This is a genomic window from Gimesia algae (assembly GCF_007746795.1).
In the GTDB taxonomy this organism is placed as follows: Bacteria; Planctomycetota; Planctomycetia; order Planctomycetales; family Planctomycetaceae; genus Gimesia; species Gimesia algae.
Genome location: NZ_CP036343.1, coordinates 3,419,684 through 3,434,050, shown reverse-complemented (window position 1 = coordinate 3,434,050; position 14,367 = coordinate 3,419,684). Strand labels below are relative to the sequence as shown.

General features: G+C 51.9%; 9 protein-coding genes. 7 read left to right on the top strand and 2 right to left on the bottom strand.

Features of this window, described 5'->3' with window-relative positions; all coding sequences use genetic code 11:
* Nucleotides 1–20 precede the first annotated feature (20 nt).
* Both Pan161_RS12545 and Pan161_RS12540 read left to right on the top strand, forming a co-directional pair.
* The gene (locus Pan161_RS12545) at nt 21–1,028 is read left to right on the top strand and encodes a glutamate cyclase domain-containing protein (RefSeq protein ID WP_145227278.1); all 1,008 of its coding nucleotides are present in this window, start codon (nt 21–23) and stop codon (nt 1,026–1,028) included.
* 156 nt (nt 1,029–1,184) lie between these two features.
* On the top strand, nt 1,185–3,590 hold the full coding sequence (locus Pan161_RS12540) for a M1 family metallopeptidase (RefSeq protein WP_145227276.1): 2,406 nt from the start codon (nt 1,185–1,187) through the stop codon (nt 3,588–3,590).
* A gap of 9 nt (nt 3,591–3,599) precedes the next feature.
* On the opposite strand, the gene Pan161_RS12535 is transcribed toward Pan161_RS12540, so the two are convergent.
* Nucleotides 3,600–3,923 (bottom strand): antibiotic biosynthesis monooxygenase family protein, encoded by a 324-nt coding sequence (locus Pan161_RS12535; protein WP_145227274.1) that lies wholly within the window; start codon nt 3,921–3,923, stop codon nt 3,600–3,602.
* A 172-nt stretch (nt 3,924–4,095) separates the two neighbouring features.
* Between Pan161_RS12535 and Pan161_RS30540 the strand changes: the two genes are divergently transcribed.
* The gene (locus Pan161_RS30540) at nt 4,096–4,251 is read left to right on the top strand and encodes a hypothetical protein (protein WP_197995849.1); all 156 of its coding nucleotides are present in this window, start codon (nt 4,096–4,098) and stop codon (nt 4,249–4,251) included.
* 186 nt (nt 4,252–4,437) lie between these two features.
* Nucleotides 4,438–4,674 (top strand): hypothetical protein, encoded by a 237-nt coding sequence (locus Pan161_RS12530; protein ID WP_145227272.1) that lies wholly within the window; start codon nt 4,438–4,440, stop codon nt 4,672–4,674.
* 108 nt (nt 4,675–4,782) lie between these two features.
* On the opposite strand, the gene Pan161_RS12525 is transcribed toward Pan161_RS12530, so the two are convergent.
* Nucleotides 4,783–6,039 carry a hypothetical protein gene (locus Pan161_RS12525; protein ID WP_145227269.1) on the bottom strand — a complete coding sequence of 419 codons (1,257 nt, stop codon included), beginning with the start codon at nt 6,037–6,039 and terminating at the stop codon, nt 4,783–4,785.
* An 806-nt stretch (nt 6,040–6,845) separates the two neighbouring features.
* Between Pan161_RS12525 and Pan161_RS12520 the strand changes: the two genes are divergently transcribed.
* The 3 genes from Pan161_RS12520 (at nt 6,846) to Pan161_RS12510 (ending at nt 14,334) form a co-directional block, all read left to right on the top strand.
* Entirely contained in the window at nt 6,846–7,835 is a 990-nt protein-coding gene (locus Pan161_RS12520; RefSeq protein WP_145227267.1) for a LysR family transcriptional regulator, read from the top strand.
* Between the two features lie 262 nt (nt 7,836–8,097).
* Nucleotides 8,098–12,711, top strand: coding sequence for a glutamate synthase large subunit (gene gltB / locus Pan161_RS12515; protein ID WP_197995848.1), 4,614 nt, complete (start codon nt 8,098–8,100; stop codon nt 12,709–12,711).
* A gap of 114 nt (nt 12,712–12,825) precedes the next feature.
* Nucleotides 12,826–14,334, top strand: a complete 1,509-nt coding sequence (locus tag Pan161_RS12510; protein WP_145227265.1) for a glutamate synthase subunit beta — start codon at nt 12,826–12,828, stop codon at nt 14,332–14,334.
* Nucleotides 14,335–14,367 lie beyond the last annotated feature (33 nt).

Genomic DNA, 14,367 nt, shown 5'->3' with positions numbered 1-14,367 from the left:
TCCAGTGCATACAGGCTTGAATGGGCACCTCACAAACAGACATGATCCGGGAATTCGACCGGCTGATTCGCAGGGATCCGGGAAAACGGGGGCTGATTGATTCCGAAAGCCAATTTGGGCCACTCTGTCAGGACCATCTGCTGCAAGCCGCCCATGCTGTTCAAGCTGGTGCATCGCAAGTTGTGATTATCACAGGGTTTTATGTACCGGGTGCCCCCATTCCCGCTGCGGAAACAGATGGGCCTCCTGGTGCCGTTCTGCTGGCTCTGATTCTGGAAGCCTGTGGCATTGAAACATTGGTGGTCACTGATGCGTTGTGTGCCCCCGTACTGAAGGCGACCGTTGATGCCTCTGGTTATTCACGTTCCCGGCTCGTGGTACTGGATCCGGACCAGCCGGGCTGGGTCGAATCATTTTTCAGTCGACAGAAAATCAGTCATCTGATTTCGATCGAGCGGGTCGGGCCGAGCCATACAACGGATTCCTGGCTGTCTCAGGCTTCTGGTCGTGGTGCCGATATCGGCGCGTTTCAACAGCGTGTACCGGAAGTGCATTTTGACCGCTGTCACAATATGCGTGGGGAAATCATCGATTCTTTTACGGCGCCCCTGCATCAGTTGTTTGAGCGGCTGTCTGAGTTTTTTCCGGCAGCGATTACCATTGGCATCGGCGATGGTGGAAATGAAATCGGAATGGGGGCCATCACCTGGGAAGAACTGGACCGGCGCATTGCTTCCGAATTTTCCGGCCTGATTCCCTGCCGTATCGCAACTGACTGGAATATTGTCGCGGGAACCAGTAACTGGGGGGCTGGCGCGCTGGCGGCTGCGGTCGCGTTATTACATGATCAGACAGAAGTTCTGTTTGACTGGCAGCGGGATGAGCAGTTGAAAGTCCTCGAATTTATGGTTCAGGAAGCCCACGCCGTCGATGGGATTACAAAACAGCGGGAACCGACCGTAGATGGACTGCCGTTCCTGACGTATATGCAGCCCTGGGAAGGAATCCTGTCAATTCTGACTCACTGATTTCCCGTTTTTTGCGTAAGACATCCAGGGAAACTCCTTCCCGCAGGCTCGAAATGACTTGCAATCTGACTTGTTTTAGCGGTTAAAATGGGTTTCTGAACCTGTTTTAAAAACTGCTCGCCTCTCTTCTCGTGTCCTCAACAGAAACGAACTTTGATGAACCTCATGAAAATCAGCGTGCTCCGTTCTCACGAAAAGGCCCTCCTGAGTCTGTTGTGTCTGGCTCTGTTTTTGTGTTCAACCTCCCTGCTGCAGGCCCAGGTCGTCAGTAATGACAAGTTCAAACAGGAAGATAAATTTCGTCAACTGGAAGAAGCGCTGCCGACCCCGAATGAGTTTCGTACGGCTTCCGGCGCACCGGGAGGAAAATACTGGCAGCAGGAAGTCGATTACGAAATCGATGTCGAACTGGATGACAAGCTGCAGAAGATTATCGGGACGGAAAAAGTCACTTACACCAATAAGTCACCCGACAAGTTGAATTATCTCTGGATGCAGCTGGATACCAATATCCTGTCGTTTGACTCTGACGCGCATCTGACCGATACCAGCTCTCATCTGGGAAAAGTCGGTTATAAAACGATGCAGCAACTGATGGCGAAAGAGACGTTTGACGGCAGAATGAAGATCTCGGCAGTCCGGGATGAACGGGGAGATCCTCTGCCTTTTCAGATCATCAAAACGATGATGCGTATTGATTTGAACGGGTCGTTGAGCAGTGGTCAGAGTATGACGTTTTCGGTGGACTGGAGTTATCTGATCAATGATTCCCAAAGTCGCCCCGCGCGAACCGGCTACGAGTATTTCGAGGAAGATAAGAACTTTCTGTACGAGATTGCCCACTGGTACCCGCGCATGGCGGCCTACACGGATAATACCGGCTGGCAGCACAAGCAGTTTCTGGGACGGGGTGAATTTACGCTGGAATTCGGGTCTTTTCTGGTCAAGATTACGGCACCCGCCGATCACGTTGTGGCAGCGACGGGGGAATTGCAGAACCCGAAAAAAGTCCTGACTGAAACACAGCGGGAACGATTGGAACAGGCTAAAACGGCGAAGAAACCGATGTTTATCATCACGCCGGAAGAAGCAAAGAAAAATGAAGCGTCCCGTTCGAAAGAAAAAAAGACCTGGGTCTTCATGGCGCCGTTCGTCCGTGACTTTGCCTTTGCCAGTTCCCGGAAATTCATCTGGGATGCCCAGGGACATGAGCTAAAAGGGAAAGAGAAACCGGTGATGGCGATGTCGTATTACCCGAATGAGGGGGAGCCTCTCTGGAGCAGGTATTCCACGCATGCCATCATTCATACCCTGGATGTCTTCTCGAAGTACACCTTTCCTTATCCCTACCCGGTTGCGATTTCAGTCAATGGTCCGGTGGGCGGCATGGAATATCCGATGATCTGCTTTAACGGCCCTCGACCGGAAAAGGACGGGACCTATTCCAAACGGACCAAGTATGGTTTGATTTCCGTGATCATTCACGAAGTGGGCCATAATTACTTTCCGATGATTGTTAACAGTGACGAACGCCAGTGGACCTGGATGGATGAAGGGATTACCACGTTCCTGCAGTTTTTAACGGAACAGGAATGGGAGCCCGATTATCCTTCGCGGCGGGGAGAGCCCCGGGACATCGTGGGTTACATGAAGGGGGACTATCAGGTTCCCATTATGACCAACTCGGAATCGATTCTGCAGTTTGGCAATAACGCCTACGCCAAGCCGGCGACTGCCTTGAATGTACTGCGGGAAACGGTCCTCGGACGGGAACTGTTTGATTATGCCTTCAAGGAATATTCCCGACGCTGGATGTTCAAACGCCCGACACCTGCTGATTTTTTCCGCACGATGGAAGATGCCTCAGGTGTCGATCTGGACTGGTTCTGGCGCGGCTGGTTCTATACCACCGATCACACCGATCTGGCAGTGGAGAATGTCAGGCAGTATCTGCTGGAGACCGGAGACCCCTATGTGGATAAAGTCCGCCGCAAAAAAGAGCGGGAGGAAGAACCGGAGTCCCTGTCTGATATCCGCAATAAAAGTCTGCCAAAACGCACTGACAATTTTCCGGAGCTCAAGGACTTCTACAACGAGTTTGACGATCTGGACGTGACCGACGCGGATCGAAAGAAATTTGAGGATCAGCTCAAAGCACTGAAGGCGGATGAGAAAAAACTCCTGGAAACACAGAAATACTTTTATCTCATCGATCTCAAAAATCAGGGAGGGCTGGTGATGCCGGTGATCCTGAAACTGACCTTTGATGATGACAGCTCAGAGATGCTGCGGATTCCTGCAGAAATCTGGCGGCTGAATAACAAAAGTATTTCCAAGCTGATCTTAACGGAGAAACCTCTGAAAAGTCTCACATTGGATCCACATCGGGAGACAGCGGATACTCAACTGTCCAACAATGAGTTTCCCCGGACGATCAGCAAATCTTATTTCCAGCTGGAAAAATCGAAAAAGTCGAAGAACGAAATGCAGAAGCTGCAGGAAGAAAAGAAAAAGGCCGCCGGGAAAGCCGACCCCAAACCGGAATCAAAAAAGAAAGAGTGAAGGGGAGGTTCAGGGCCGTTCGAAGTGGGTACCGGCCTCGATCCGGGCAATTTCAATCGAATAATTCTGACACCATTGTTTCTTCCCAAGTACTTGTGTTGATTGATGTTCGGGATTCTGTTTCCAGGCCTGGATGGCATCCAGATCCTCCCAGTAGGAGATGGCAACTCCTTTTTTCGCCGGTGAACGGAAAGACTCTATGCCGAGGTAAGCTGGTTGCTGGGCTGCCAGTTCCAGCATACGGTCTGACATGACGTGATACCCCTCGTGAGAGTCTGAGAGAGTCGAAGTGAAAATGACGGCATAACAGGGTATTTTTCGGGTTGGATTCATGTCGGAAACCTGCTTTTCAAGGGGCGGTTGCTGGGGAGTTATTTCGTCTGAAAACAGGGAATTGGAGGGCAGTCGGGCAATTTCAGCCTTGCTACAAAATCTGCTTTCATAAATAATTTATCCTGTGATCAATTCAGTTTCGCAGTGTTTTTTTAATGAGGAGGGAGTACAAGTGACGGGTTATACGGTCCACACAGGTTCAACCGAAGATTTCTCTAGCGGATGGGACCGCATTTTTGGTGAGAAAACCGTCAATAAAGAGAAGAAAAAGAAGAAAGCCAAAAAGAAAACCACCGCAAAGAAAGATTCGAAAAAGAAGAAAAAATAGTCGTTCTTTTTCCGACAGAGTCAGTTGAAAATGGATCCGGAAGGCGAAATTCAGAAATGGATGTTCTGCAGTTTCGCCTGGTAATTTTTGCACAGGGCCGTGCTAATGCTTTAAGCCCGGAAAACCGATAAGTAATTTCGTGCTTTTCCTGCTTATTGTAGTCAAACACAAGACATGGAGGTAACGATGTCAGAAGAAAACAACCAGGAAGAATATGAAGAGATCACCAGTGAAGAAGTCGACCGTGTTGTCGCACGACTGGAAGCACTGATCGAATCAACCGATAGCGAAAACATTCGCTCTTATCTGGAAGAAGCGATGAACGAGATTTACTATCTCGTATATGAGGAAGGCGAAGAAGAGTTGGATTCCGAAGTGGAAGCCTGCGGCGAAGACAATGAAGATCTGTCTGAAGCTGCCTGATCCTTCCCTGAAAGACAATTGATTGCTGCGCAAACCAGCAAAACTTAAGGCCACTTCCTTTGTTCACAGGAAGTGGCCTTTTTCGTTTTTCGGTTTGAGATTCAAACTTTATTCATCAAGTTCCACTGTGATCGACCGTGTTTTAGAATCGACCTTGGACGGCTTACCGAACTTGATCTTCTTCGAATATGCTTCGATATCTTCGATCGGGTAAACCTTGAAGGTGGTGATCTCTCCATCGACAGTCGGAATCACCTGCAGGGACTCGGTATCGTTGGCTGACTGCAGGATTTCATCAATGATCGGATCCTGTTCGCCTGGAGAGAGCTTTTTGTTGATAACGATGCTGATCATCGTGTTGGGATTAATCGGTTTGGCTTCGCCGGGGCTGTCTGCCATGACTCCTCCTCGGGCGGCAGCTGCTTCGGAGAAGCCCTGTTCCATAACGGCTGCAGCTCCCAGCATCATGAGCATTGGTGCCATTTGGGCCAATGGTCTGACCTGATTGGTGAACTGTTCATTGAATTCTTTTTCCGTTTTCGCATTTTCTAACTGGGCCAGAGTTGCGTTCAACCGCTTGAATCCCGCCAGAGCCTGGTCTTTTTTCGAGGTAATTTCCTCCGGCTTTAACTTGTCCAGGCTTTGTTTCGCGCTTTCGATTTTGGATTTCCAGTTTTTGGCCAGGGTCTGGGGAATCCATTTGTCTTCCACTTTGACCATGACCTCTTCCTTGGTTTTTTCACCCGGAACTTCAATTTTGACAGTGGCCTGATCTCCTTCTTCGGAGACAACCGTGACTTTGGCCTGCTTCAGCTTTTCATAGAAGCCGAGCTTGCCCTCTTCTGCAGGCATCAGGTCAGAGATAGTGTTAAAATCTTTGGCGATTTTGGATCCGCTGTTGGCGAGGAATTGTCCGCCATCAAAGGTCTTCAGTTTCTCCAGGGTAGACAGATCGCTGTTGGCCAGGGTAATCAAAATATCGACACTGGGATCATAGTATTTTGCGACTTCTTCCGGTGAGGTCTTAGGGCTCTCAAGCATTTCGTTTTTGAGAATGAATTCTTTTTTGTCCTGCAGCAGTTTGCCCAGTCTTTGAGCGATGGCGAACATCTCATTGTAAATTTCCGGATCCATTTTATCCGCAAACTGATGTGCGAGGCCGTTGACATCACTCTGGTAACTGGCAGGAAGAAATTCCCAGACGACTTCCATTTTCTGATCAGCAACGCCCTGTATCAGGTACTGCATCGATCCAGCAGGCCCCTCTGGTGGACCGGCCTGTTGGGCTGAGGAACCACACCCGGAGAGCAGGGGAAGGGTGCCGACTATTATTATAAAGGCAAACAGCTTGGTCAGTTTCTTCATGAGATTTCCTTTGAGTGAGAGAAAATTGGATGTGTAAGCATGTGTTGCTGCATTCCTTTACAGTCGAGAAGCATGATCATATCTCTGCTTGATTAAGTTGAGTAGGTTTACAGCCCATTAGTCACTTCAGATTTCTGAATTAAGTAACATGTGAATAGTGATTCCCGGCTCAGATTTGATTTCAGTCTGTGTCCCGTTTTACTGTCGCGTCTCCAGGGCCATTGGGACCGAGTATCATAGATTGAGAGACGCTATAGTTATCTGTGACGCGCTCTAGTGCGTTGTCAAGCTACAAATTGAGGGTTGGGGGTGTTGTTTACGTGCTCCGTTGTCGCACTCTCGTGATATCTATTAACCCAAATTTTAAAATGACACTCCACTAGCAGGCAGCGATGAGACCAACAGAGCATGTACAGCTAAACATAGATCAGAATCAGCGTGATGCCTGTATTTCTTGCTACTATAAGTAATTTGAATAGAACCAACGTGAAATATAAGTGTCAGGATGAAACGAATTCCAATTTTGGGGGTTCAATTCAGGGAGATCAGGAGAAGTTTCTCAGGCAGCTATCGAGGGGGTGAGCTATTTTGTTTGCAGTGCGTGTGTAGTCTATTTGTTATAAGTGTCTTTTTATTAAAGACTTACGTGTAATGTGTTTTTCCTAAGTCGCAGGGCAACGTTTTTCAGAAAGTCGAACGCTTGACTTCATGACTCTTTGAACCCTACACTGTTCCGTATTCGAATTTTAAATACTGCAGACCGGCTATTATTAGTATTCCTTATAAATAGGACAGGTTTCACTTCCATGCATCTGCGTAATGCTGAACTTTTCTGTGATGTCGTCGTGCAAGGCAGCTTCTCCAAAGCTGCTGAGGTTCGTCGTGTGTCTCAGTCTGCAGCCAGCCAGGCGGTGCATGCATTAGAGAAGCGTCTGGGAGCCCAGTTGATCGATCGCTCCAAGCGACCTTTTGAACTGACACCCGCCGGTGCCATTTATTTTGATGGATGTCAGCAGTTGCTGAAGTCGTTTGAACAGGTCGAAGAGCAGGTCCGCCGGGCCGTCGGCCAGACACGCAGTCGCGTGCGGATTGCCGCCATCTATTCGGTCGGACTGGCTCAGATGCATGACTATGTCGAGCATTTTCAGCAGCTCTATCCGGACGTCATGGTGACCCTTGATTATCTGCATCCCGATGAAGTCTATCAGCGAATCTGCGAAAATCAGGCCGATCTGGGACTGGTTTCCTTCCCTAAGGAAGAGAAAGACCTGACGAGTATCCTCTGGCAGGAACAGCCGATGGTACTGGTCGTTTATCCCGGTCACCCCCTGGCGGAACGCGCGAGCTGTTCGGTCAGCGCCATCGAAGATGAACCGTTTGTGGCTTTCACATCGGAATTAGTCGTTCGACAAAAGATCGATCGCTGGCTGCGAAAAGCCGGCGTCCACGTCCAGGTGATCCATGAATTTGATAACATCGAAAATATGAAACGGGCCGTCGAAGCCGGGGCAGGCATTTCAGTTCTGCCTTTGCCGACCGTCACAAAGGAAGTTCATGATCAGTCGCTGAAAGTGGTGCGTCTGGAAGAAGTCGAGTGGTCCCGTCCGATCGGGATCATTCAGAGAAAACAGAAAACGACACCTGATATGGTGTCAAAATTCATAGAAGTCTTGCATGAAGACCCCGCGAATTTCTCCAGCGCTCGCAGAGAATCGACCGAGGTGTCAGCATCCGGGAGTGATAAACCTCCCAGCATGGATGCGTTTTCGTTCGGTCCTTTGATAGCGCGTGAATAAGCAGGTTGATTGTCTGCGTTTTTCTAGTTGGATGGATCCACCCGGTTCGAGTCAGGAGAGGACTCTCCCTGAAAATGGCTCAATCAGAACAATGGTTGATCTTTGACAGAAAATATTCCGGTGACATACCGGAAACAAATTGGGCATGCGTCTCTCCAGGGCGCGGTGCCAGCATGAAACAAGAGTGCGACGTCTGTTCGCAATAACAGGATGCCTGGTAGGCATTGATTTTGTTAAACATTAGTTTGAATGGTGAAGTAAGATGACAAGTCGAACCGTTCGGCGTGGAACTGATTCCGAGGACAAGGCACGAAGCTCCATTTTTCAGGTGGGGCAACTTCCGGAAGCGCACGGGCTCTACGATCCGGAATTCGAGCATGACAGCTGTGGTGTCGGGTTTGTCGCCCATATTAAAGGCGAACGTTCGCACCAGATTGTGCTGGACGCTGATGAAATGCTGCGTCACATGACTCACCGAGGTGCCTGTGGCTGCGAAGAAAATACCGGCGATGGTGCCGGGATTCTGATCTCCATGCCTCACGACTTCCTGTCGCGCGTCGTCAAAGAAGATCTGAACCTGACGCTGCCTGCACAAGGCAATTACGGCCTGGGGAATGTCTTCCTGCCCACCGATGTCTCCCAGCGGGAACATTGTAAACAGGCAGTTGAGGAAATTGCCCATCAACAGGGCCTGGTCGTGCAAGGCTGGCGTCCGCTGCCGGTTTGTCCCGATGTCGCCGATATCGGCCCTTCTGCGCTGCGGGCTCTGCCTCACATGGAGCAGGTCATTATTTCGACCTCCAACGGCAAAGTCGCTGACCAGGATCACCTGGAACGCCAGCTCTACATCATTCTGAAAGCTTCCAGCCGCCTGCTGCGTGAAGGCAGTAATCTGCCCCAGGGGCTCATGTTCTACTTCTGCTCACTCTCAAGTAAGGTGCTCGTCTATAAAGGGATGTTGACCCCCGATCAGGTCATGCCCTTCTATCCCGACCTGCAGGCTGAGGATTTTACCAGTCACCTGGCCATGGTTCACTCCCGCTTCTCCACGAACACGTTCCCCAGTTGGGATCGCGCCCAGCCCTGTCGTTTCATGGCTCATAACGGCGAGATCAACACACTGCGGGGCAACGCGAACTGGATGTATGCCCGGCAGGGAATGATGTCCAGCGACCTGTTCGGGGAAGACTTGAACAAGCTGTTCCCGATCATCGAGCCTCACTGTTCCGATTCCGGAAACTTTGACAATGCACTCGAACTGCTGCTGATGTCTGGTCGTCCGCTGCCGGAAGTTATGATGATGATGATTCCCGAAGCCTGGCAGAATCACCATTCCATCTCCGTTGCCAAACGGGCCTTCTATGAATACCACTCTGCTTTGCAGGAACCCTGGGACGGACCCGCTTCCGTTTCCTTTACCGATGGTCAATGCATCGGGGCAGTACTCGACCGGAACGGTCTGCGCCCCAGCCGTTATTATGTGACCCACGATGACCGCGTGATCATGGCCAGTGAAGTCGGCGTGCTGGAAGTCGATCCCAAAATCGTCAAAGAAAAAGGCCGCCTGCAGCCCGGGAAAATGTTCCTGGTCGACTTCGAAGAAGGCCGCCTGATTCCCGATGAAGAGATCAAGGAAAAATACGCGACCAAACGACCTTACCAGGAATGGTTGCAGGATCAGCGGATTCTGCTGAGCGACCTGCCCCTGGAAGGCCAGCTGGAAGAAGTTCCCAAAAAAGAACTGCTCTCACGCATGCAGGCCTTCGGTTTCACCTTTGAAACGCTGAAGTTCATGCTGATCCCGCTGATCAAAGCGAAAAAAGATCCGATTGGTTCGATGGGTAACGACGCCGCTCTGGCCTGCCTGAGCGATCAGTCACGACTGCTCTACGATTACTTCCATCAGCTGTTTGCCCAGGTGACGAACCCCGCCATCGACTCGATCCGCGAAGAAGTCATCATGTCCCTCGAGTGCTATATCGGCCCGGAAGGGAACCTGCTGGACTCGACCGAAGCGCAGTGTCATCGGCTGCTGATTCCGGAACCGATCATCAGCAACGAAGAGATGGCAGCCATCAAAGTCATGGATTATCGTGGCTGGAAGAATAAGACCATCGACGTGACCTACCCCAAAGCAGAAGGGGAAGCCGGTTTCCGCGCTGCCCTGGATCGCATCCGGGAAGAAGCGTCACAGGCGATTGCCGACGGCTTCAGTCTGATTACGCTCTCCGACCGGGCCGTAGGACGCGAGCGGATCGGTCTGCCGACCATGGTGTCCTGTGGTGCCATTCACCATCATCTGGTTCGTAACGAACAGCGTACACAGATCGGGATCGTCCTGGAAACCGGCGAAGCCCGCGAAGTGCATCATCACTGTCTGCTGTTTGGCTACGGTGCTGATGCGATCAATCCTTACATGGCATTTGAATCACTCTGGCATTCACTGGAAGTGGGCGAACTGGAATCGAACAAGTGGACCCGCGAATCGATCGTCGCTGCCTACCGTAAGGGTGTCAGCAAAGGCATGCTGAAAGTCATGGCCAAGATGGGGATCTCGACTCTGCAGAGTTATAAGGGAGCCCAGATCTTTGAAGCCGTCGGTCTGAACAAGGAAGTCATTGATACCTGCTTTGCCGGAACGGCCAGCCGCATCAAGGGGATTGGTTTTGACGTCGTCGCGAAAGAATGCGAAATGCGTCATGACATCGGTTATCCACATCGGGAACAGCATCGTCTGCCCGTGCTGCCGAACCCCGGTGTGTACCACTGGCGTGCCAATGGAGAAAAGCATTCCTGGTCTCCCGAGAATATCGCCAACATCCAGGCTGCTGCCTCTACGGGTGATAAAGAAGCCTACAAGCGATTTGCCAAAGCCGTCAACGAGCAGACCACTCGAGAGTGTCATCTGCGTGGTCTGTTGAAGTTCAAGAAGCAGGAGTCGATTCCGCTGGAAGAAGTCGAGCCGATTACGGAAATCGTCAAGCGGTTCTGCACGGGAGCGATGAGCTACGGCTCGATTTCTGCCGAATCGCACGAAGCACTGGCAATCGCCATGAACCGCCTGGGCGGTAAGAGCAATACGGGTGAAGGGGGTGAAGATTCCGCCCGCTTCAAGCCGATGGAAAACGGCGATTCCAAACGCTCCGCGATCAAGCAGATTGCCTCCGGTCGCTTTGGTGTGACCAGCTGGTATCTGACGAATGCGGATGAGCTGCAGATCAAGATTTCTCAAGGTGCAAAGCCGGGAGAAGGGGGCGAACTGCCCGGGCATAAGGTCAATAAGATCATTGCCTCGGTACGTCACTCGACTCCGGGGGTCGGGCTGATCAGTCCGCCGCCGCACCATGATATTTATTCGATCGAAGACCTGTCGCAGTTGATCTACGACCTGAAGAATACCAACCCGAAAGCACGGATCAGCGTCAAGCTGGTTTCGGAAGTCGGCGTCGGTACGATTGCATCCGGTGTCGCCAAAGGACATGCGGATAATATTCTGATCTCCGGTGCTTCCGGCGGAACGGGGGCATCCCCGCTGACCAGCCTCAAGCATGCCGGCCTGCCTTGGGAACTCGGGATTTCCGAAACCCACCAGACCCTGGTCCTCAACGACCTTCGCAGCCGCGTGCGTCTGCAGACCGACGGTCAGTTGAAAACCGGTCGTGACATTGTGATCGCCAGCCTGCTGGGAGCCGAAGAATTCGGTTTCTCGACCGGCCCGCTGATCACCATGGGCTGTATCATGATGCGGAAGTGTCACCTGAATACCTGCCCGGTCGGGATTGCGACACAGAATCCGGAACTCCGTAAGAAGTTTGCCGGTCAGCCGGAACACGTGGTGAATTACTTCTTCCTGCTGGCAGAAGAAGCCCGTGAACTGATGGCCGAACTCGGTTTCCGCACCATGGATGAAATGGTCGGCCGCAGCGATGTGCTGCAGCTGGACGAAGAAGTTGCACACTGGAAAGCGAAACACCTGGACCTGACTCCGATCCTGCGACTGGCTGAAAAACCACATCCGAATGTGGGCACTTATTGCACGATGGATCAACAGCATGGTCTGGAAATCGTATTGGATAATGTGCTCATCAGCGAAGCCCAGCCTGCGATCCAAAAAGGGGAGCCGGTCACGATTGACGTCAAACTCAAGAATACCGACCGTACTTTTGGAACAATGCTGAGCCACGAAGTTTCCAAAGCGCATGGTGCCGACGGCCTGCCCGATGAAACGATCCACATTAACAGTAAGGGTTCCGCCGGACAGAGTCTGGGCGCCTGGCTGGCACACGGGATTACCATCGAGCACGAAGGCGATGCCAACGACTATGTGGGCAAAGGTTTGAGCGGTGGTCGCATCATTATCTATCCGCCGGAAGATTCCACCTTCGCTCCTGAAGACAACATCATTGTCGGTAACGTCAATCTGTACGGTGCCACCCAGGGTGAAGTGTATATCCGCGGTCAGGCGGCCGAACGCTTCTGTGTACGTAACTCGGGTGCCTCCGCTGTCGTCGAAGGGATTGGCGATCATGGTTGTGAATACATGACCGGCGGTCGCGCCGTCATTCTGGGCGAGACCGGCAGAAACTTTGCTGCTGGAATGTCCGGAGGCGTCGCTTATGTCTACGATCCTGAAGGCTTGCTGCTGCAGAACAGTAACCTGGAAACCATTGAACTGGACCCGGTAGAAGAAGCTGATGACATCGCAGAGCTGAAAGCGTTGATCGATAACCATCGCAAATTTACCGGATCGACGATTGCCAAAAAGATTCTGGATCACTGGGAATCGGAACTGGAATCATTCAAGAAGGTGATGCCCATCGATTACAAACGGGCTTTAGAGGAAATGGCGGCTGAAGAAGCCGAGGTCGTCGTTTAAGCAGGCTTCGTCAGGCGTTCCTTGAACTTACCAATCAGGTGAGAGGAACGTCTTTCCGAGTGCATTTCTTCAGCGAACAACAGAGCTAACATTTAATTAGAGTGAGATAGAATTATGGGCAAGCCAACTGGCTTCATGGAATTTCCCCGGGAACTGGGTGCAGACCGTAAACCCGAATTGCGTATTCTGGACTGGAACGAATTTCACGATCACCTGACAGACGAAGAACTGGCGAACCAGGGCGCCCGCTGTATGGATTGTGGAATCCCCTTCTGCCACACCGGTAAAACACTGGCCGGCATGGCTACAGGTTGTCCGGTCAATAACCTGATCCCGGAATGGAACGATCACATCTATCACGGTCGCTGGCAGGATGCGCTGGACAGTCTGCATAAGACCAATAACTTCCCGGAATTCACCGGTCGCGTCTGCCCGGCTCCCTGTGAGGGGTCCTGCGTGCTGGGAATTACAGAACCCCCGGTTACAATTAAAAACATCGAAAACTCCATCATCGATCACGCCTTCGATCAAGGCTGGGTCGTCGCCAATCCACCTGCTGTGCGCACGGGTAAGAAAGTCGCTGTCGTCGGTTCCGGTCCTGCCGGTCTGGCTGCTGCTGCCCAGCTGAATACCGCCGGTCACAGCGTGACCGTTTACGAACGCGATGACCGCATTGGTGGCCTGTTGATGTATGGCATTCCCAACATGAAGCTGGAAAAATGGATCGTGCAGCGTCGCGTCGATCTGCTGGCCGATGAAGGGGTGGAATTTATCACCAACACATCCATCGGCGTCGACATCACTGCCGACCAGTTGATGAAAGATTTCGACGCAGTTGTGCTCTGCACGGGAGCGACCAAACCCCGCGATCTGCCCATTGCCGGCCGCGACCTCAACGGTGTGCATTTCGCGATGGAGTACCTGTCGAAGAATACAAAGAGCCTGCTGGAGTCTGGCCTCGAAAGCACGCACTACCAGAATTCTCCCGTCGAAAACTTTATCAACGCTGAAGGCAAAAAAGTGGTTGTGATCGGCGGTGGTGATACCGGGAACGACTGCCTGGGCACGGCCATGCGTCAGAAGTGCGCAAGCCTGATCAACCTGGAAATCGTACCTCAACCACCGAACGAACGAGCCGCCAGTAACCCCTGGCCTCAATGGCCGAAAATCTTCCGCGTCGATTACGGTCACGAAGAAGCGGCTGCCGCATTCGGTAAAGATCCGCGGATGTTCCAGATGTCGACCGTCGAATTTGTCGATGACGGTCAAGGCAATCTGAAAGGGATCAAAATCTGCGAAGTCGACTGGTCCAAACCGGCCGCCAACGGCGCACCGTTCACTCTCGTTGCCGGTTCCGAACAGGAACTGGAATGTGACCTGGTCTTCCTGGCACTCGGTTTCTTAGGCCCCGAGCATATCATCAGCGAACAGCTGAGTCTGGATCTGGATGGCCGCTCGAACTTCAAAGCCGAGCATGAGCAGTACACGACCAGCCTGGAAGGCGTCTTCGCTGCCGGCGACTGCCGACGCGGTCAGAGCCTGATCGTCTGGGCGATCAACGAAGGCCGCGGTGCGGCTCGTGAATGTGACCGTTACCTGATGGGAGCCACCGAACTGCCATAGGTGGTGGTTCGGCCTGTGTGCTTGTGAAGCTTG